The organism is Actinomadura sp. BRA 177, from assembly GCF_013372625.1.
GTDB lineage: Bacteria > Actinomycetota > Actinomycetes > Streptosporangiales > Streptosporangiaceae > Spirillospora.
This window is the reverse complement of sequence record NZ_JABXFD010000520.1, coordinates 1-17,610: the sequence shown is the minus strand read 5'-3', so window position 1 is coordinate 17,610 and position 17,610 is coordinate 1. Positions and strand designations below refer to the sequence as shown.

23 protein-coding genes and 2 pseudogenes are annotated in these 17,610 nt (G+C 69.3%); 10 read left to right on the top strand and 15 right to left on the bottom strand.

Going from position 1 to position 17,610, the window contains the following annotated elements; genetic code table 11:
- Nucleotides 1-77 precede the first annotated feature (77 nt).
- The 12 genes from HUX53_RS30020 to HUX53_RS29965 form a co-directional block, all read right to left on the bottom strand.
- Entirely contained in the window at nucleotides 78-1,136 is a 1,059-nt protein-coding gene (locus tag HUX53_RS30020) for a DNA cytosine methyltransferase (RefSeq protein ID WP_176406587.1), read from the bottom strand.
- Nucleotides 1,133-1,486 carry a hypothetical protein gene (locus HUX53_RS30015; RefSeq protein WP_176406586.1) on the bottom strand — a complete coding sequence of 118 codons (354 nt, stop codon included), beginning with the start codon at nucleotides 1,484-1,486 and terminating at the stop codon, nucleotides 1,133-1,135. The genes HUX53_RS30020 and HUX53_RS30015 overlap by 4 nt, the downstream gene beginning before the upstream one ends.
- A 147-nt stretch (nucleotides 1,487-1,633) precedes the next feature.
- The gene (locus HUX53_RS30010) at nucleotides 1,634-1,903 is read right to left on the bottom strand and encodes a hypothetical protein (protein ID WP_217920086.1); all 270 of its coding nucleotides are present in this window, start codon (nucleotides 1,901-1,903) and stop codon (nucleotides 1,634-1,636) included.
- Between the two features lie 144 nt (nucleotides 1,904-2,047).
- On the bottom strand, nucleotides 2,048-4,297 hold the full coding sequence (locus HUX53_RS30005) for an FtsK/SpoIIIE domain-containing protein (protein WP_255205770.1): 2,250 nt from the start codon (nucleotides 4,295-4,297) through the stop codon (nucleotides 2,048-2,050).
- Complete coding sequence (locus tag HUX53_RS30000; protein WP_176406585.1) at nucleotides 4,294-5,616, bottom strand: DUF2637 domain-containing protein; 1,323 nt, start codon at nucleotides 5,614-5,616, stop codon at nucleotides 4,294-4,296. Before HUX53_RS30000 ends, HUX53_RS30005 begins: the two co-directional genes overlap by 4 nt.
- Nucleotides 5,613-5,885 (bottom strand): hypothetical protein, encoded by a 273-nt coding sequence (locus tag HUX53_RS29995; protein ID WP_176406584.1) that lies wholly within the window; start codon nucleotides 5,883-5,885, stop codon nucleotides 5,613-5,615. The genes HUX53_RS30000 and HUX53_RS29995 overlap by 4 nt, the downstream gene beginning before the upstream one ends.
- Entirely contained in the window at nucleotides 5,882-6,295 is a 414-nt protein-coding gene (locus tag HUX53_RS29990) for an RRQRL motif-containing zinc-binding protein (protein WP_176406583.1), read from the bottom strand. Before HUX53_RS29990 ends, HUX53_RS29995 begins: the two co-directional genes overlap by 4 nt.
- Nucleotides 6,292-6,549, bottom strand: coding sequence for a hypothetical protein (locus HUX53_RS29985; RefSeq protein WP_176406582.1), 258 nt, complete (start codon nucleotides 6,547-6,549; stop codon nucleotides 6,292-6,294). Before HUX53_RS29985 ends, HUX53_RS29990 begins: the two co-directional genes overlap by 4 nt.
- On the bottom strand, nucleotides 6,546-7,139 hold the full coding sequence (locus HUX53_RS29980; protein ID WP_176406581.1) for a hypothetical protein: 594 nt from the start codon (nucleotides 7,137-7,139) through the stop codon (nucleotides 6,546-6,548). The genes HUX53_RS29985 and HUX53_RS29980 overlap by 4 nt, the downstream gene beginning before the upstream one ends.
- 178 nt (nucleotides 7,140-7,317) lie before the next feature.
- Nucleotides 7,318-7,518, bottom strand: a complete 201-nt coding sequence (locus HUX53_RS29975) for a hypothetical protein (RefSeq protein WP_176406580.1) — start codon at nucleotides 7,516-7,518, stop codon at nucleotides 7,318-7,320.
- 94 nt (nucleotides 7,519-7,612) lie between these two features.
- Entirely contained in the window at nucleotides 7,613-8,032 is a 420-nt protein-coding gene (locus HUX53_RS29970; protein WP_176406579.1) for a WhiB family transcriptional regulator, read from the bottom strand.
- Between the two features lie 6 nt (nucleotides 8,033-8,038).
- A complete protein-coding gene (locus tag HUX53_RS29965) occupies nucleotides 8,039-8,185 on the bottom strand; it encodes a hypothetical protein (RefSeq protein WP_176406578.1) in 147 nt (48 codons plus the stop codon).
- Between the two features lie 117 nt (nucleotides 8,186-8,302).
- Here HUX53_RS29965 and HUX53_RS29960 point away from each other — a divergent pair, with 117 nt between their 5' ends.
- From HUX53_RS29960 to HUX53_RS29940, 5 genes are all read left to right on the top strand, one after another.
- The gene (locus tag HUX53_RS29960; RefSeq protein ID WP_176406577.1) at nucleotides 8,303-8,674 is read left to right on the top strand and encodes a GntR family transcriptional regulator; all 372 of its coding nucleotides are present in this window, start codon (nucleotides 8,303-8,305) and stop codon (nucleotides 8,672-8,674) included.
- A 127-nt stretch (nucleotides 8,675-8,801) separates the two neighbouring features.
- Entirely contained in the window at nucleotides 8,802-10,016 is a 1,215-nt protein-coding gene (locus HUX53_RS29955) for a helix-turn-helix domain-containing protein (protein ID WP_176406576.1), read from the top strand.
- Nucleotides 10,017-10,042: 26 nt separating this feature from the next.
- Nucleotides 10,043-10,615, top strand: a complete 573-nt coding sequence (locus HUX53_RS29950; protein ID WP_309237501.1) for an isochorismatase family cysteine hydrolase — start codon at nucleotides 10,043-10,045, stop codon at nucleotides 10,613-10,615.
- A gap of 768 nt (nucleotides 10,616-11,383) precedes the next feature.
- The gene (locus HUX53_RS29945; RefSeq protein WP_176406574.1) at nucleotides 11,384-12,319 is read left to right on the top strand and encodes an HNH endonuclease; all 936 of its coding nucleotides are present in this window, start codon (nucleotides 11,384-11,386) and stop codon (nucleotides 12,317-12,319) included.
- A 102-nt stretch (nucleotides 12,320-12,421) separates the two neighbouring features.
- Complete coding sequence (locus HUX53_RS29940) at nucleotides 12,422-12,985, top strand: dihydrofolate reductase family protein (RefSeq protein ID WP_176406573.1); 564 nt, start codon at nucleotides 12,422-12,424, stop codon at nucleotides 12,983-12,985.
- 42 nt (nucleotides 12,986-13,027) lie between these two features.
- Here HUX53_RS29940 and HUX53_RS29935 read toward each other — a convergent pair whose 3' ends face one another.
- From HUX53_RS29935 to HUX53_RS43165, 3 genes and pseudogenes are all read right to left on the bottom strand, one after another.
- On the bottom strand, nucleotides 13,028-13,222 hold the full coding sequence (locus HUX53_RS29935; RefSeq protein WP_176406572.1) for a hypothetical protein: 195 nt from the start codon (nucleotides 13,220-13,222) through the stop codon (nucleotides 13,028-13,030).
- Nucleotides 13,223-13,240: 18 nt separating this feature from the next.
- Nucleotides 13,241-13,513: an ATP-binding protein gene (locus HUX53_RS29930; RefSeq protein WP_176406571.1), complete on the bottom strand. Its 273-nt coding sequence runs from the start codon at nucleotides 13,511-13,513 to the stop codon at nucleotides 13,241-13,243.
- A 19-nt stretch (nucleotides 13,514-13,532) separates the two neighbouring features.
- Nucleotides 13,533-13,823, bottom strand: a pseudogene (locus HUX53_RS43165) (helix-turn-helix domain-containing protein); the annotation flags it as partial.
- 179 nt (nucleotides 13,824-14,002) lie between these two features.
- Here HUX53_RS43165 and HUX53_RS29920 point away from each other — a divergent pair.
- The 5 genes and pseudogenes from HUX53_RS29920 to HUX53_RS29900 form a co-directional block, all read left to right on the top strand.
- Nucleotides 14,003-14,617: a DUF5753 domain-containing protein gene (locus HUX53_RS29920; protein WP_176406570.1), complete on the top strand. Its 615-nt coding sequence runs from the start codon at nucleotides 14,003-14,005 to the stop codon at nucleotides 14,615-14,617.
- Nucleotides 14,604-14,786, top strand: a complete 183-nt coding sequence (locus HUX53_RS29915; protein WP_176406569.1) for a DUF397 domain-containing protein — start codon at nucleotides 14,604-14,606, stop codon at nucleotides 14,784-14,786. Before HUX53_RS29920 ends, HUX53_RS29915 begins: the two co-directional genes overlap by 14 nt.
- A 172-nt stretch (nucleotides 14,787-14,958) precedes the next feature.
- Nucleotides 14,959-16,257 carry an XRE family transcriptional regulator gene (locus HUX53_RS29910; RefSeq protein ID WP_309237500.1) on the top strand — a complete coding sequence of 433 codons (1,299 nt, stop codon included), beginning with the start codon at nucleotides 14,959-14,961 and terminating at the stop codon, nucleotides 16,255-16,257.
- 193 nt (nucleotides 16,258-16,450) lie between these two features.
- Nucleotides 16,451-17,203, top strand: coding sequence for a hypothetical protein (locus HUX53_RS29905; RefSeq protein ID WP_176406568.1), 753 nt, complete (start codon nucleotides 16,451-16,453; stop codon nucleotides 17,201-17,203).
- Between the two features lie 139 nt (nucleotides 17,204-17,342).
- Nucleotides 17,343-17,610 (top strand): annotated as a pseudogene (locus tag HUX53_RS29900) (regulator); the annotation flags it as partial.

Genomic DNA, 17,610 nt, shown 5'->3' with positions numbered 1-17,610 from the left:
TTGTAGTGTTGTTACTTTGTTGTGAGGTGATGGTAGAGCAGTCGCCAAGACTAACACGCTCCCGTTCGTCGGCAGCGTCATATGTGTATAAGGGCCAGCGGCCAGACGGCGGGCTGCCAGGGGCGTCGGGTGGAGGCGCCGAGGACGGCGGCGGCCATGACCGGGGGCACGGCGTCGGCGATGCGCTGGAACCGTGACGAGCGGGACCCCTGCCAGGGGTAGGCGGGCGGGAAGGTCTGCAACCGTCCGGCCTCGCGGTCGGTGAGGCGTCCGGCGACGGGTCCGAGGTCGGTGCGGTACCAGGTGCGGGCGCCGTTGCCGGTCAGCGATTGCGCGGGCCGGTCGGCGGCGAACTCGTTGCCGCCGGACGTTTGGCGGTTGCCGCGGGTGTTGACTCGCACGCCGTCCGGCCAGCCGAGGGCGGCGGCCATCGAGGTGAGCGGGAACGGGGTGACGGGGTTGGGCGGTCGGTCGGTTGGGCCGGGGCCGAACCGGTGGCAGTCCCACCGGGTCCGGTAGGGCAGGCCGGTCAGGTCGGGGGCGCCGTCGCGGGTGGCGATCAGGAAGACGCGGGTGCGGCGGGTGGCGGCGCCGAAGTCGTCGGCGCGCAAGGTCAGGACGGTGCAGGCGTCCCAGCGGTGGCAGGCGGCCAGTTCGGCGGCGAGCTCCTGCCAGATGCCGGCGACGGCGGGCACCTGTTCGGCCACCAGCCATCGCAGGTTCGGCGCGTCGAGGGCGAGGTCGAGGGTTTCCAGGACCAGCGCGGTACGCGGGTCGGCGACCTCGGCGGCGATGCCGTCCAGGGTCCGGCGCGGGTGGTGGCTGTCGGCGAGGTGCTCGACGGCGGCCAGGACGGTGGCGTAGTCGGTGCGGCCCGACCGTTTGCCGGATGCGGCGTAGGTGGGGCAGGGCGGTCCGGAGATCCAGCCCTCGGCGTCGGCGAGGTGGGCGGGGTCGAGGGCGCGCACGTCGGCTTGCACGCGGGGGTGTCCGGCGGCGCGGGCCGTCGCGCACGCGTCGGTGTTGGTCTCGTAGCCGAGGGTGGGGGCGAGGCCGATCATGCGGGCGCCCTCGGACAGTCCACCTGCGCCGGCGAACCCTTCCAGCACGGTCACACTCATGTGCGGGCGGGTCATGTGGCGTCCTCGGGCAGGATGATCCGTCCCTCGGGCGTGAGCACGAACTCGTGGCCGTGCTCGCAGGTCCACAGGTCGCCGAGGGCGTCGGGGGCGAGCGCGGCCCAGCACGTGACCTCGGTGCGGCAGTGCGGGCAGTCGGGGCCGTCGAGGACGGGCCAGCGGACGACCGGGATGGAGAAGTCGGCGGGGCAGGCGCGGCAGCGCCAGACGTTGACCTCGGCGCCGTCGGCGAGGGTGGCGGGGCCGATCCATGCCACGTCGGCGGGGCGCTGGCAGGTGGGGCAGTCGGGTCCGGCCAGCATGGGCCATTGCTCGACGGGCGGGACGTCGGGCGGGTTGTGCGTCATGATGGGTGTACCTCCATTTCGCGGGTCCTCGTTGGGGCACGTGAGCGGTTGGGGTAGGGCGGTCCGGCGGCGTGCTTGGTGGCTTGTGCGCCGGGCCGTCCGTCTGTTTGTCGGGTGGTCGGCGGCGCCGCCGGGGCCGGTCGGTGGTTAGCGGCGGTTGCGGTCGATGCCCTTGAGGTGGGTCCAGACGCGGCGGCCGGGGCGCAGCTGCGCACCCTTGCCTCCGCAGCGGTTGCAGTAGCGCCACGCGCGGCCGGACGGGGAACGGAACCGTCCCGCACCGTCGCATTTACGGCACGCCCGATACGGCCAGATCACGCAGTGGAGCAGGTAGCCGGCGGCGGCCAGGACGGCGAGCAGCAGCCACGCGCCGAGGTTGGGGCCGGTGTGGCTAGCGGTGGCGAGCAAGGGGCTCACAGGTGCCTCCAGGGCGGTTTTTGGCATGGGTGCAGGTAGGGGCCGCTAGATGCTTGATCGCTGGTGGTGGCGGATTTGGGTCGCTAGCCGGGCCGCTAGGTCTAGCGGTGGGGGCCGCTAGACCTAGCGAGGGCCGGTCGGGCGTCACCGAGCGGCGTCGCCGTGGTCGTTGAGTGCGTCGAGGATGTCCGCGGCGGTGATGCCGCGGCGGTTGCCGCCCTTGCCGGTTTGGTCCTGTCCCCAAATCTGTCCGGTGGCGATGCCGTGCGGTTTGAGTGCGGCGGCCAGGTGCTTGGCCTTGCCGGTCGGGTCGAGGTCGCCCCATGCGCCGTAGGTCGCGGGGCGTAGTTCGGCGAGGCGGGTCACGACGGTCTCGGACCACACCTTGTCCTCGCCGGGCAGCAGAACGGCGGCCACGTCGTCCAGCAGCGACGAACCGTCCTCGGCGGGTGTGGTGTCCTCGCCGGCGGCGTAGCCGGTGAGGGTTCCGGTGGCTTTGCGGGCGGTGCGGGCGCGGTCGGCGATGCGGTCGGCGGTGGGGCCGTCGAGGTAGTAGCCGCGGGCGATCTGGGGTTCGTCTGCCTCGCCGGCGAGGTAGCCGATGCCGCGGTCTTGCTTGGTGAAGGTGGTGGCTCGGATCCCGTTCTTGTACATCGAGGTGCCGAGGATCATGTCGTTTTCGAGTTGGCCCATGACGCGCAGGCAGAACCGGATGCCCACGTTCGCCGAGATGCCGGTCGGCAATGAGTCCTTGTCCGGGCGCTGGGTGGCGAGCAGCAGGATGACGCCGAGGGCGCGGCCACGCTTGATGATCGCGGTGGCCAGTTCGCCGGCCTCTTTGCCGTATTCGGGGTGGGAGAACAGCTCTTGGCACTCGTCCACCACGAACACCAGCGGCCCGAGACCGTAGGTGGTGGACGCGGCCAGTTGCGGGGTGACCTTGTTCTCCGGGCGGACGTCCTTGGGCAGTCCGGCCAGGGTCTTGGCGCGCCTCTCCAGGTCCTTGTAGACCTCGCGCAGGCTGGCGAGGCACTCGCCGATGGTGACGTCGTCGGGGCCGGATCCGTAGTGGTGGGCGACCTTCTCGGCGAAGTCCAGGTCACCGGTGCCCTTGAGTTCGAACACGCGAAGCTGCGCGGTGGGGTCGAGGGCGGCGGCCAGGAGCGGGACCTTGAGCGCGAAGGTCTTGCCGGCGCCGGGCATGGCGCCGATCAGCATGTTGGCGTACATCAGGGTGAGCGTGACCGGGCGTCCGCGCTGGTCGGTGCCGAACGGGATGGCCTTGAACACGTCGGCGGTGGCGCCGGTCTTGGCCAGCGGCCACACCGGCGGGCGGACCTGGTTCATGTCCTGGTCACCGACCCACAGCACCAACCGTCCGGCGTGCTGGTGGTGGGCGGGTTCGGGCCACACGCAGCCGAGGGGGCGGCGTAGGCCGGAGGCGAGGCGGTCGCGGCGTTCCATGATGTCGGTCGCGGTCACGCCGTACGGGAGGTCGACCTCGGCGCGCCATCCGGGGCCGTCACGGGTGATCGGCGCGGGGAAGGTGATCCCGGATCCGCCCTTGCCTACCGCCTTGTTGATCTCGGCGTTGCCGAGCGCGGCCAGCGCCCGCACGACAATCTCACTGGTCAGCTTGGGCGCCTTGGTCGAGACAACCGCGGTGTCCAGGATGCGGCGGTCGGTCGGGGTACCGATCCACCCGAGCAGGAACACCAGCGCGGCCAGGACGGCGGTTTGGGTGACGCCACCGGCGGCGGCCACCGACGCAGCGGCCAACCCGCCACCGACCACACCGGCGCCGGTCACCATGAGGCGGGCGCGGACGCGGTCGTTGCGCTCGCTCATCAACTTCAAGTACGCCTCGTCGTTGCGGCGGTCGATGGCGTGCGTACGCAGCGGCCGGGCGTCCATGTCGAACGTCCACCGCCACGTACCGGCCACCACCCGGAACAGGCCACGCGGCGAGCGTCCGGCCAGCCGCAAGCCGTAGAGCGGGATCCGGACGGCGTGGTACCCGGTGACGTGACCGGCGTACCCGACCGCCCACCGGACGGTGGCGCGTGCCTCGCTGCGGTCGCGCAGCCACGGGGCGATGATCGGGCGTCGCTGCGCACGCTCGCCGGTCATCCGGCGGGCGCGCACGTCCGGCCGGAACGTATCGGGACGGTCCACCAGCACGCGGCCCTCAAGCGCCTCGCCGTCATCCGTGCCGTCGTCCCCGTCGCCGGACGGGACCGGCGTCGGGTGGGGCGGGTCGGTCGGCGGGGCGCCGTTGCCGATCCCGTCGGGTCCGGCGGTCGGGGCGTCGAGGTCGGGCGCCACCTCGGCGGCGTCGTCGGCGTGGCGGACGGGCAGGCGGACGACTTCGCCCATGGCCTTGGCGTGGTTCATGATGCGTTCTCTCCCTCGGCGGACGGCGCCGCGGCGATACCCTCGATGGCCGGGACAGCGCTGGTCGGGACGTCGGTGGGGTAGGTGGGCACTTCGGTCTTGAGGCGGGCCAGCAGGGCACCGACGCGGGCGTTACCGGCGCTCTGTCCAGCGGCACGCAGTCGGACGGCCAGTGCGTTGCGGGTCAGGGGCTGGCCGGACTCGGCGAGGTCGGCGGCGATGCGCCACCCGAGCGGCATGAGGTCGTCCACGTCCGGCGGCGGCGTGGCGGCCTTGCCCGTCTTGCGGGACGGACGTGCGGACCGTCCACCGGGACCGCCCACCTTCTTGGGTGCGCCCGTCCGCTTGCCCGTCCCGGACGGTCCGGCGGACGGTCCACCGGTCGGCAGGGTGGACGGTCCGGACTCCAGTGCCGGACGGTCCACCTCGGCGACGCCCGGACGGTCCGCCACCGGTCCGGCGGACGGGACGGCGGTCACCTCGGCGGCCGGTCCCCCGTCCGCGGGGGCGAGGTCGCCGAGCCGGTACAGGGCGCGCACCCGGCGGGGGGCGCGGCGGCGCCATGCCCACCGCCCGTAGGCGTCTTGCAGGTCGGTCAGGGCCAGGACGCGGGCGCGTTCACGGGCAAGCGCGTCGGGGTAGGAGCGGATCTCCCACAGCACCATGCGGCGCCACAGCTTGAGCGTGGGCCACGGCGCGAGGATCCAGCGGGACGGGCGGATGCCGTCCATGCGGGTGCCGTTGGCGATGCCGGCGCGGATCCGGATCACGTGCGCGGCGATCTCCACCGCGCACACCCACAGCGCCGGGAGCATGGCGTGGGCGAGGCGCCCGAACGCCGTCGACTGCTCGGCGACGTTGAGATACACGGTCGCGGCGGTCAGCGCCCACGGGACCAGCCGCAGCCACCGAACCCGCATGTCGAGCCGGGCCAACACGATGTCGAGGGCGGCGAAGATCGCAATGCCCAGGTCGATACCGATCGGCACCGACCACGCCAGCCGCCCGAACGACGGCCGGGCGGCGTCGGCCACCGCGGCGAAGCTGTTGACGAACCCCAACAGCCCCAGCACGGCCACCAGCGCGGCCACCACGGCAACCGCGGTGAACTCGTTACTGGTCAGCGCCCGCCCCTGCGACGCACCCCCCTCGGCGCCCTCGGCGGGGCCGGGCGAGGGCGGCGGCGAGGCGGGCGGGTCGGTCGGGACCTCGTTGGAGGACGTCAGCGGTCGGAGCGGGATCGCGGCGTGGTCGGCGGCGTGCGGGTTGGTGGCCTGTGCGCCGAGGTTCGCCGAGACGTGGAACGGTGTGGCGGTCATGCGGTGTGCCTCCCATCGGGGGCGGTCCGGACCGGGCCGGAGTCGACGCCGGGACGGTCGCCGGCCGGGCGGCCGGTCGGAGCGTCGGCGGGGTGGTATTCGGTGTCGAGGTCGGCGGCCATCACCGACCGTCCGCACGCCTCGCAGCGGAAGCGGACCGGGCCGCCGTCCAGCCGGGTGCGGCAGGACGGGCAGCGCTTGACCGGACCGGCGTGCAGGGTCCGGCGGGGCGCGGCGCCGTAGACGGGCGTGGGCGTGGGGGTGGTCATGCCGCGGTCACCTCCGCTCCGGCGAGGTCGGCGCCCTCGGCGCACTCAAGGCAGGTGCCGAGGTGGCGGGGCAGGACGTATCCGGCGTCGCGCCCGCACTCGGGGCAGTGCCGGCGGGCGGCCAGCGCCTTGCCGAGCGCGATGCGCTGACGCTCGGACGGCACGCGCTTGGGCAGCGCGAACCGGACGTCGTACAGGTAGGCGGCGCGCACGCCGCCGGGCGCGTTGTAGCGGCGCGAGTTCCACAGCACCTGACCGGCGATCTCCTGACCGCCCGGACGTAGCCCCTCGGCGGCCAGCTGGCGGCGGGTGCGCAGGTGGCCGGGGGCCATGCGCCACGGCCACGTGGGGATCCCGTACCGGGCGCCGGTCGGGTCGAAGAACCGGGCGGAGCTACGGCGGCGGGTCATGCCGTCACACCCCCCACCGGGGCGAGGTCGGGGCGCTGCACGGTGACCAGGTGCCAGCCCTCGGCGCGCAACGTCCGATAGGCCATGTGCCCGGCGTACGCCGTGACCACCACAGCCGCCACAGTCGTCAGGGCGACGGTCGGCGCCGGGTGCGTGATCAGCAGCACGACACCGGCGGCGGCCAACCGGACCGGCGAGGCACACACCCAGCACGCCGCGGCGAGCGCGGCCAGGACCACTATCAAGGCGGTCATCGGCCCTCCCTCGGCGCGTCGAGGGCGGCCAGCACCGGCGACAGGCGAGTGTCCAGTAGCGCGGCCAGCCGCTTCACCGACGCCTTGGCGTCGGCCACCGTCAGCAGGTCGGGCGTGTCGGTGGGGGCGTACAGGTCGGCGGCGGGGATGTGGAACACCAGCAGGGTGCTGGTCAGCATCGCCGGACGCAGGGACAGCACGGCGTCGGTGGGGACGTAGTAGCCGCGTTCCCACCAGTCGCCGCGGTCCCACTCGGCGAACCCGGCCACCTCGGCGAGCGCGGCCGGGCGAGGCGTGGCGACCTGCACGCGGGCAATCAGCGCGGGCGCGTGCTCGCTGCCGGTGAAGGTCACGGCCTGGAGGCGTTCGGCCGTCCAGTGCAGGTAGGGCGGCGCCATGGTCGGCGAGGTCGCGACCTGCCACGCGGCGGCGGCGAACTCGACCGGGTCACCGGTCACCGTGCCGTCGCCGTCCGGGGATGCGAACAGCTTGGGGTAGCGGCGCAGGTACACCCCGAACCGGCTGACGCCGTCGGAGGCGCCGGCGCGGTCGTCGGCGTCGTCGTAGGTGAACATCATGGCGGCGCTCACTTCTTCTTGCCGGACTGTGCGGCGTCGTAGGCGTCCCGGACGGACTTGGGCTCACCGTTGGGCCACGTCGAGGACTTGCCGGTCGTCGGCTTGTCGGCCATCGTTGGAACTTCCTTCCGTTGAGGAGGAACCCGGGGCGTCGCGTTCTTGGTCGTTCGGGCGTCCCGGGCCCTCGGCATCACCGGCGCGTGTCGCCGGTCGGGTCGGTCGGGGCGCCCTCGGCGGGCGCGTCGAGAGTGACGTCGAGGTAGAGGGAGACCAGCGCCGAGTTCCCACGGCGCGGGTAGGGCCGGGAGGTCTCCAGAACGGTCACCACGCTGGCGATGCGGGCGGCGGCGGTGTCGACCTCGGCGGGCGGGCCGGTCAGGCGGATCTTCACTGGATGCCTCCCAGCAGCAGCACCGCGCCGGCGAGCGCGAGGAACACCACGGCGATCAGGACGCGGATCCGGGCATGCGGGTCGGCGCCGAACATCACGCCACCTCGCCCAGGTCGTTGGCGGTCGGGTCGAGGTTGGCGAGCGTGGCGAGTTCGGCGGTGGTGAAACCGGCCCACACCCCGTACTCGGGGCGGGTCCGCATCGCCAGCTCGAAGCACGCGCCGCGCAGCGGGCAGGACTCGCACACCTCGGCGGCCACCAACTCACGGGCCGCGCGCTCGTCCGGCGACTCGACGCCGTCCGGGCCGGTGTGCAAGTCAGGGTCAAACCGGCACTGAGCGCCCGTGATGGGCTTACCGCGCAGGTCGACACCGGCCAGCGCAACGAACGGGGACAGGGAACGGGACACGGGCACCTCGTTGGAGTCAGTGAGCGGTCGGGCGGCGCGGCCCTCGGCGGCGTGCGTGGCGGCTTGTGCGCCGAGGGCGAGCGTCTGTGAGCGGTAGATGGTCATCGCGGGTCAGCCCAGCGAACCGGCGAAGGTGCTGATCGCGTGAATCACCTGGTTGACCAGGTTCGCGGCCTTCTCCGGGTTGTTGATCGCGAAGATGGCGACCGCGATGCCGGCGAGCCACTGCGGGATCTTGCTGGACTTCTGCGGGAACATCTGGCGTACCTCCAGGGGAAGCAACTGACTCAAGCCAGTCGTTCTGTATTGAGACAGTAGGCGCACCGGGATCCCTCGTCAAGGGCCCGTCTCAAGACAGTTGGGTAGGGTGGTTTCGTGGCGGACAGAGATGATGAGCGGCTACCAAGCCGACGTGTCGCGAGTCTCCTTCGCGCCGAGATCGAGGAGGGGACACGGTATCCACCGGGTCGCAAGCTGCCCTCGTATCGACAGCTCGCGGACCGCTACGACGTCGCGACCAACACCGCGGCGGCGGCCGTGCAGCTTCTCGCCAAAGAAGGACTCGTGACGATCCGGCCGGCGAGCGGTGCCTACGTGTGTGTTCGCGGCGAGGCTGAACCCGACGTGCGAGACGAACTCACGAAGATTCGTGCCCAGCTCCACCGGTCGCGGTCGGAGTTGGACGACGTCGAGAGAGCCTTGGCGCACTTGCTTAATCGCCTCCCCTCGGCAGAGTCGGGCGGGTGATCGCTTCGTCATGTCATCAAGGTTCTGTTGTCAGGTGGGATGGTCGAAAGCTCGAACCATGGGCTCGAACACTTCACTGACATTCGGCTGACATCGCCCCCAACTTGCTCTCGGAGACCCCACCCCCATGGCCACCGATGCGGTTGCAGAAGCGAGGAAAGTGCTAGGTCGGAAGCTTCGCGGCTTTCGTGAGGCTTCTGGTTACACACAGCAAGAGCTTGCTGGCCTGCTCGGCTACTCCCGTCCGCGTGTCGCTGGCGCGGAACGTGGCGATAGTTGCTCTGAACTGTTCTGGCAAGGATGCGACAAACTTCTTAATGCTGGTGGCGCCCTCACCTATAGCTATCAAGAGATAGAGAAGATCCGGCGCGCAGAAGCGCGCGAGGTGGCGGAGACGGAGCGTATAGAGCGGGCACTCCGTACGGTTCCCCTTCCGCGGGGCGATTCGAATACTGTTGGTGAACTCGCGGGATTTTCTGCGCGGTCGCATAAATTCATCGCCGCATTCGTAGGGGTTGAGGCTGCTCAACGGGCCATCAGTGCATGCGATGCGCGAGTGGCTGACGATTCGCACTGGATATCTTGCCGGTCGGCACCCTATGCGCACTCGTCCGGGCAATGTGAGTTGCACATCTGGCCCTTTGGGGTCGCAATATTCCACCTCGTCGAAGATCTTACGATGCCCAATATTGCCAGCCTCGCCCTGTGGAGAATGCGGAGTTACGCCGAGAATCTGGCATGGGCAACTACAAACCTGCGACAGTTGACCGGTGCCGAGGACGTTAGCGCGTCGTATGTGCTCAGTGCGTACTGGGTCACTGAACCGGAGTGGGCGCATGGCCAGCTCGATGACGCCTTGCGGACGATTTGCACACCAAGAATCCTGTTGCAGCGCGAATCGCGTCTACTGGAGAGCGACAGGGGAGAGGCGGAACGGGCGGAGCGCAGAGTCCTTGCCAGTGGTCACGACGGGAGCGGGATCGAACCCTTTGGGCTTAGCGGCGTGTCCATCGGCTACGCTGCATGGTCGGGCGTGGTCTATCATCCCATTTCGCCGAACCAAGCTCTAGCCGAGGGCGATCTAGTCGCATGCGAGTTGGCAACGCAAGCGGTATGGGCCTACTGCGAGTACATCAACCGGCAGATTGAATTTGGCATTGATCCGGTCCTGCCTGATGTGCACGGGTGGCGCTTCCTACGTGGCGCAAGGTCTCGTCTCGTAAACCCTCGACCGCAGGAAACGGGGCAGCATCGCTCGATGAGAGATGCGATCGTAAGGACTAGCGGACTGCTGGAACACCTCGACCAAGCCATAGACATAGCCCGTCAGTCGCAGAGTTAGGGGATACGGTGACCTCAAGAAGTTCCGTGCTGGTCGTTGTGGATGTTCAAAACGGTTTCGTTCGCGAAGAGTCGCGCCACGTCGTACCGGTGATAGCCGACCTAGTCGAACGCTGGCAGGCGGCAGGTGGTGATGTCATCTTCACGCGCTACCTCAACTATGAGGGCAGCCCATTTGAGCGATTGATCAAATGGAAAGAACTTCGTACCTCCCCTCAAATAGACATCGTCCCCGAACTTGAGTCGCTCGCCGCAAAGGCAACGGCCATCATCGATAAGACGGTCTATAGTCTCTTTGGAGACGAAAAGGGGCGATCGCTGGTCAGTGAACGCGGTTGGACGGATATCTACGTGTGCGGCATCGCAACGGAGAGTTGCGTTCTCAAGACGGCCGTAGACGCATTCGAACTCGACTTGAACCCGTGGCTGGTCGAGGATGCTTCCGCGAGCCATGCCGGCAGGGATGTCCATGAGGCGGGCGTCCTGGTTACTAGGCGCTTCATCGGCGCCGACCAGATCATCACCACGGACGACATCCCCGCTTCCCTAGTCGGCGAGGCGCCGAGCAAGCCCAGAGACTCGGAGCGAGTACCGAAGTGAGTACCTACCGGGGTGGACGCGTGTGGACTCCAGTGGACGCCTGTGGCGTCCTGACTTGAGACGTCCGGCCGGTCCGACACCCGTCTCTGCTGGTGTGGCCTGTTCGAGTCCAATCGCGGGAGCGAGGCGACCTCGCCTACTCGACGGGCTTCGCTCCGTCTTCGCCGGGGCCCGCAGTATCCGCCGGGGGCGACCCCCGGAGCCCCTAGGCCACAACCAGCCCCTACTCGTCCGGTTCCAGTCCCTGCTGGGGCGAGTACCTCGCGACGGAAAGCCCGAAGCACGGTCATCGCACCCCGGACGGCGCTGGCCTCACCGGGGAAGAGCAACGACTCGAAGCGGGCGGTTCCGAGTGGCTCGCCCAGAGGTCCCGCAACGCCCCGACGCACCGTCGAGAGAGCTTGAGTGTACGGCGGGACGTCTTGGTCTTGGTGTCGCCGGTCGCTCGCACGGAGCGCCAGACGTAGACGGCGGACTCCTCGTGATCCCACCCGGCTTCACGTACGGACGCCATTGAGCGCCCGGCTCGGCGAAGTTGGACTCGAAGAGGCGTTCGGCTATCCATGGGGCCTCTCTATTGTGCGGCGTGTCCTGTGACACGCCGAAACCTCGTAAGTCGGATATCGTGCGAAATTTCCTGTCGTGCCCTTGAAGGGCGGCGTTCTCACAAGGCATGGCCGTGTGATGACGCTGCCGGGCACAGAAGTTCCATGCGGGGTCGATTCGTTCACCGAGAGACTGTCGGTACTTGCCGCTAGCATGACCGTCATGGAGCTTTGGTTCGTCGTCCTCGTGATGGTGCTGGCGTACCCGACATATCTGGTGATTCGGGAGATCCGAAAATACCGGTACTTCGCCAGCGAGGAATTCCTCGCTCACAAGGCCGAGATCGCCGCTGTGGTCGTTGAGCACAACGAGGTAACGGAGTACACATCGGAGATCCATAGCAGGGGCTCGTTTCAGCTCGGCGCGTCGTCCACGGGAGGCCGGGCGAACCTGGCGGCCTTCGAGAACACGAGTCACTGGAACTATCGCCGTGACCGGAATGTGGCAAACTACGCTGCCCCGAACGTGCACAACTGTTCGCTGCAGGTCGTCCGGAACGCCAGCGCCGATCCACTCAAGTACCTGATGAAGTACTTCGACATCAAGGCCACCGAGGCCAGGCTGACGGAAGTGGAGACTCTTGGTGAAGAGATCTCCAGGCTCGAGAACGCGGTGTCCAACCTGGCTGAACGCGAGAGGGACATCGCCCGGTCCATCAACCCGCCGGCCTTCATTCTGAAGCACTATGCCCGGGAGTTCATGGGACGCGTCGGAGTCGAACTTTCCCCGATCAGTGTTCCGTATCCCGTCTATGTCTTCGAGTACGTCAGCGCCGGCGGCAACAGCTCACAGCGCACGAGGATCACACTGGACACCCGGACGATCGACGCCCTGGTCGAGACGCTCTCACAGAAGATCCGCTGGCGGAAGAGCGCGGCAGGGCAGCGCGCCTTGATGACCGCCACTCTGCGAGAGCGCATCAAGGCGCGCGACAACTACACGTGCAAGTACTGCTCGGTGTCGATCGCGGCAGAGCCCCATCTGCTCTTGGAGGTGGACCACATCATCCCCGTCTCCAAGGGTGGTCTCTCCGTTGAGGGGAACCTCCAGACCCTGTGCTGGCGCTGCAACCGGACCAAGTCGAACAAGGTCGGGTAGTCCAACGGACTGCTCCGGTCGTTCCAGCGCCGCCGTGACCGGTGATTTCTGTGCGCCGTGGTGGTCTGTACGCGGAGTACCGACTCACAGGAGGCTGACGCCGTGCGGAAACTGACCTTCGCCATGAACCTGAGCCTGGACGGATACGTCGCGGCGCCCGGGGACGACCTCGGCTGGAGTGTGCCGAGTGACGAGCTGTTCCAGTGGTGGTCCGACCGGGTGGGGTCGACGGACCTGGCGCTGTACGGGCGCGGACTGTGGGAGGCGATGAGTTCCCACTGGCCGACCGCCGACCAGCAGCCCGGCGCCACCCCTGCGGAGAAGGAGTACGCCCGCCGCTGGCGGGACATGCCGAAGGCGGTGTTCTCCTCGACGATCAGCACGGTCGACTGGAACGCCCGCCTTGTCACCGGCGACGCGGTCACCGAGATCACCCGGCTCAAGGCCGAGGACGGCGGCCCCATGGACATCGGCGGCGCCACACTCGCCGCGGCGGCGATGCGGGCCGGGCTGATCGACGAGTACGTGCTGGTCACCGCACCGGTCTTGGTGGGCGGCGGCAAGCCGTTCTTCACGGCCCTGGACAACTGGGTGGACCTGAACCTGGCGGAGACCCGGACGTTCCCCGACGGCATCCTCCTGACCAGGTACGAGACCAAACGCTGAGTCCCCCGAGTGAGGAGCCACCTGCCCACGGGCACTGGGCGATCAGCCTTCCTTCAGGAGGGAGACCGCCCGGTGGACGGCGTCGGGGTCCGCGATGTGGAGCTTGGCGAGCAAGCCGTCGACGTCGCTGGACGATACGAGGATGCGGCCGGCAGCCGTCCAGATACCCCCGTCCTGCGTGATCGTCCACGCGGGGAAAAGGTGCTGGAGCAGTAGCAGCGTGACGGGCTCGTTCATGAGGGTCGTCCTTGCGGGTCAGGGCTGGTCGAGTTTCGCCCAGACGACCTTTCCGCCCTCATTGAGCGGACGGACGCCCCACTCCCGGACGAGTTCGGCCATGAGGAGGAGGCCGCGGCCGCCCGTGGCGGCGTAGTTCTCCACCTGGATCTCCGGCCGCCCCTCTCCGGCGTCCCACACCTCCACCACCGGGAGACCGTCGCGCTCGTCGCGGAAGATCCGGACGACGATCTGGCCCTTCCCGTGCCGGAAGCTGTTGGTGACCAGCTCGCAGACCACGAGCCGGCCCACCCTTGGCGAACGGAACGGAGGCCGGAATCTGACCGGTCTCCGCACCAGAGATCAGCGACTCCGAAAAGTTGATGCGTTCGGCGAGTTCGGCCTGCGTGCGCCCGGCCTTGGTGCGGTAGTGCCGTAGTTCGCGGCCCCATACTGGCCTGGGGGCTGTAGGGGTCCATGCGGTCCTCTCGTTCGATATGCCGGACTTCAAGAGCTTCAAACGATCTCGGGTCGACTCCAGAGCTTCTCCGAAGCGTCGCCATTCGCCTACCGACCGTAGCTTTACCGTCCCACGCTGGAAGACGCTTCGAGATAACCCCACACGAAGGTCGTGCCCGATGTCCGCACCTGCACTTGCTCCAGAGGTCCCGCCCACGCTCGTCCTCGACCCCGACGACCAGGCCCCACGCCTCGCCCGGACGTTCCTCGCCGACCTGTTCGCCGAGTGGGGGATCAAGGACGACTACGGCATGCGACCTCGAACTCGAAACGGGCGGCGCATTGCTGCGCGCACTGGACTTCAGGAAGGCGCAGCGCTTCCCGGCCGGGTTCGCCGAGTACCTGGAGGTCGAGAAGAAGAGCGGCATGATCCGCTGGTACGAGGGATCGTGCATCCCAGGTCTCCTCCAGACGCCCGACTACGCCCGAGTACTCCTCCGTGCGGGACGTCCCGGCGACACAGACGAGGAGGTCGAGGCACTCGTCGCCACGCGCATGGAGCGCAAGAGGTTCCTCTCGGAGCCAGAAGCGCCGACCCTGTGGGCCGTGGTGGACGAGACCGTGCTACGGCGCCCGATCGGCACCGCCAAGATCATGCGTGACCAGTTGGCATACCTGCTCGATGCCGTCGAGCACCCCAAGATCACCGTCCAGGTCCTTCCGTTCGATACCGGTGCCCACGCTGGACTCACCTGTTCCTTCATCCTGTTGACTCTCACCGACGGGGTGACAGTGGCATACGCTGAAGATCTGACAGGCGGACGGTTCATCGAACGTCCAGATGACCTGAGCCACTGGGTCACGTGCTACGAGTCGATCAAGTCGTCGGCGTTGCCGGTGAAGCAGTCGGCGGAACTCATCCGCCGCATCATGGGAGAAGATCATGGACGTGAGTAAGGCGGCTTGGCGCAAGTCGTCGCGCAGTTCGGGCAATGGCGGCGCGTGCGTCGAGGTCGCTGGACTTTCTGCGGCAATCGCCGTCCGCGACTCCAAGGATCCGGAGGGGCCGAAGCTGCTGGTGGGGCGTGATGAATTCGCGGCCCTGGTGGCGTCCCTGAAGCGCTGACCTTCCCGACCTGAACTGTGAGTGGCCCCGGGCCTTGAGGGTTCCGGGGCTCTCGTTTGCCCCGGAACCGCTGGCTGGTGGGTCTGCCGTCGTCGTTCTGGACGGTTGCGTGGGGTGGCGCTGGTGATGATTCAGGAAGCTGCTCGTCGCGCCTCGCATCAGTGGGGGCGACGTGCGCAGACTGGAGACGGCGCCGGAGCGGGAGGAGCGTCTCGTGACGGACGGGCGGCCGGAGTGGGCGAAGCGGATCGCTGCCGAGCGAGAGGCTCGGGGTTGGGACGCGTCCCGGTTCGTCGAGGCGCTACGGGCTCATGCCGACCGGCGGTTGCCGGGCGAAGCGTCGATGTTGCGGCGCGTCCGCGAGTGGGAGAGCGGGGAGACGACTCCTGAGGAAGACGACCGGCCCTTGATCGCCAGGACCTTCGGGACGGTCGCCGCCGCGATCTGGCCGGAGGCCGGGCGCCGGGACGGCCACGCCGAACTGGTCACCGGAACCGGCATGAACACGGCGGAGCTGATCGCCTGCCTGCGCACGGGCCCGGTTGGGTCGGACGTCCTCGAAGGATTGCGCATCACCGTTGACCGATTGTGCAGCGAGTACGCGCACCTGCCCGCGGAGCAGCTGCTCGTCGAGGGGCGGGCCTGGCTCGGCCGCGTCACGGCGCTGCTGGACCGGGCCCCGCCGGCCCACCGTCGTGAAGTCCTTTCCCTTGCGGGGTGGCTCGCGGCGCTGGTCGGGTGCGTCGAGTACGACACCGCCGACCAGGCGGCGGCCGAGGCGACCCGGCGGGCGGCGCTCAGTCTCGGCCAAGAGGCGGGCGACACCGAGGTCATGGCGTGGGCGTACGAGATGCGCGCCTGGTTCGCACTCACGCGGGGGGACTTCCGGGGCGTCATCGCAGCAGCAGACGCCGGTTGCGCCGTAGCGCCCCAGTCGCGGGCGGCCGTGCAGCTCCACGCCCAGAAGGCCAAGGCATGGGCTCGTATGGGTGACCGTCAACAGGTCCAACTCGCCCTGGATCGGGGGCGCATGCTGCTGGAACGAATGCCCTACCCGGACAACCTGGACAACCACTTCGCGGTGGACCCGTCCAAGTGGGACTTTTACTCCATGGACTGCTACCGGTGGCTCGGTGATGGCCGGCCGTCGAACGCACCCGAGAACAAGCTCGCGGCGACCTATGCCCGCGACGTCCTCCGGCTGGGGACGGAAGCGAGTGGAGTCGAGCGCTCGCCGATGCGCAACGCGGAGGCGCGTCTCACCCTCGGGCTGGTCGCCGCCAGGGTCGGCGACCTGGACAGGGCCGTCCACTTCGGGGAACGCGCTCTTCAGGGCGAACGCCGGTCGCTGCCGAGCCTGCTCATGGTGTCCCGTGAACTCGGAGCCGCTCTCAAGGAGCAGTACGGAACAGAGCCGAGCGCGGCCGAGTACCTGGACCATCTCCGCCAACTCCGAGAAGCCGTCGGCTAGCCGCACAGTTCCACTGTTCGGCTCCACACCCCCTCGTCGGGTGGGTGGAGTTCAGCCCGGACGGCAGGACGCTGGCGTCCGGGCACGGGGACGAGTACGTGCGGTTGTGGCCGGTTCGCTGATCGGGGAGCGAGCGCCTGTGTGAGTGGGTAGGCACAATGGGTGCGCCCCCGCTCGACCACAGGAGTGCTTCTTGCCCGCTGTGCCCGGTCCCCTGCCCGCTCCCGAGGCCGCGTCCAGTTGGACGGAGTTCACCGCCAAGCTCCGCGCACTGCACGAGTGGTGCGGACGGCCCAAGTACCGCGCCCTCTGCGGGCGCAGTGAGGGGCTGTCGCCCGCCGCCGTCTCGACGTTGATCGGGAAGAATCCGCTGACCCGGCCGCCGGAGACGGCCACGGTCCGGTTCGTCGAGGCGTGTCTGCGGTACGGGGAGTGGCCGGCGCCCGAGGCGGAGGCCGCCAAATGGATCGCGCAGTTGCGGCTGCTCGACGGGCCCGGCTCCCCGGCGCGGCGGGCGTGGTGGCGTGGGCGGTGGGGCGCGGCCGTCGGGGCCGTCGTTCTTCTGGTGGCGGGGATGGTCGTCTGGTTCGCCGCCGGGGGCGTGGGCGGTTCCTCCGGCGCCGGGTGCCAGCACGTGCGCGGCTCCATCGAGGACCTGCGGATGAAGCGGACCTGGCCCTCCCTGTTCCAGTGTCCGAACCGGCCCCGGGTCGGCGTGTACGAGAAGGCGGCGTTCGGTACCGAGGTCGCCGTGCTGGAGACCGACCCGAGCTGGTTCATCTGCTGGACGCGCGGCCAGGCGCATCCGGGCGGCAACGACGTCTGGTACTACACGCAGGGCGACCGGGCGACGGGACGGCCCGAACTGCACCGGTGGGGATACGTTCCCGCGTCCGAGGTTCGGGTCGGGGAGGCGCCCGACCCGGCGGTCACGCGGCGCTGCTGACCTGGGCGTTCGCTGTTCTGAACGTTCTGAACGGCGCGCGGCGAACCCGCTGGGCGGGCCGGGGTCTAACGTTCGGGGCATACCCCGCACCCCGCGACGAACCGCCTACGTAGAGGGAGACCCGACGGTGTCGGAGCGCGTGAGTTCTCGGATCCTGGGGCCGCTGCGGGCCGGGGTCGACGGTGAGCCGGTGGACCTCGGCGGCGGGCGGGCGCGGCTGGTGCTGGCCGCGCTGCTTCTGGACGCGGACCGGCCGGTGCCGGTGGGGCGGCTCGTGGACGTCGTGTGGGGCGACCGGCCGCCGGCCTCGGCCCGGGCCGAGGTCGGCGTCGCTGTGTCCGGGCTGCGGCGCGGCTTCCGAGGGGCGGGGCGCCGCCCCGCGACCCGGCCCTCTACCCCACCGCCCC

Bases quoted from the DNA above. Each gene is read 5' to 3' on its own strand.
- HUX53_RS30015 (WP_176406586.1), bottom strand. From the start codon at position 1,486: ATGACGCACAACCCGCCCGACGTCCCGCCCGTCGAGCAATGGCCCATG.
- HUX53_RS30020 (WP_176406587.1), bottom strand. From the start codon at position 1,136: ATGACCCGCCCGCACATGAGTGTGACCGTGCTGGAAGGGTTCGCCGGC.
- HUX53_RS29935 (WP_176406572.1), bottom strand. From the start codon at position 13,222: ATGAACGAGCCCGTCACGCTGCTACTGCTCCAGCACCTTTTCCCCGCG.
- HUX53_RS29995 (WP_176406584.1), bottom strand. From the start codon at position 5,885: ATGACCACCCCCACGCCCACGCCCGTCTACGGCGCCGCGCCCCGCCGG.
- HUX53_RS30005 (WP_255205770.1), bottom strand. From the start codon at position 4,297: ATGAACCACGCCAAGGCCATGGGCGAAGTCGTCCGCCTGCCCGTCCGC.
- HUX53_RS30000 (WP_176406585.1), bottom strand. From the start codon at position 5,616: ATGACCGCCACACCGTTCCACGTCTCGGCGAACCTCGGCGCACAGGCC.
- HUX53_RS29985 (WP_176406582.1), bottom strand. From the start codon at position 6,549: ATGACCGCCTTGATAGTGGTCCTGGCCGCGCTCGCCGCGGCGTGCTGG.
- HUX53_RS29970 (WP_176406579.1), bottom strand. From the start codon at position 8,032: ATGACCATCTACCGCTCACAGACGCTCGCCCTCGGCGCACAAGCCGCC.
- HUX53_RS29945 (WP_176406574.1), top strand. From the start codon at position 11,384: ATGGAGCTTTGGTTCGTCGTCCTCGTGATGGTGCTGGCGTACCCGACA.
- HUX53_RS29915 (WP_176406569.1), top strand. From the start codon at position 14,604: ATGGACGTGAGTAAGGCGGCTTGGCGCAAGTCGTCGCGCAGTTCGGGC.
- HUX53_RS29965 (WP_176406578.1), bottom strand. From the start codon at position 8,185: ATGTTCCCGCAGAAGTCCAGCAAGATCCCGCAGTGGCTCGCCGGCATC.
- HUX53_RS29955 (WP_176406576.1), top strand. From the start codon at position 8,802: ATGGCCACCGATGCGGTTGCAGAAGCGAGGAAAGTGCTAGGTCGGAAG.
- HUX53_RS29990 (WP_176406583.1), bottom strand. From the start codon at position 6,295: ATGACCCGCCGCCGTAGCTCCGCCCGGTTCTTCGACCCGACCGGCGCC.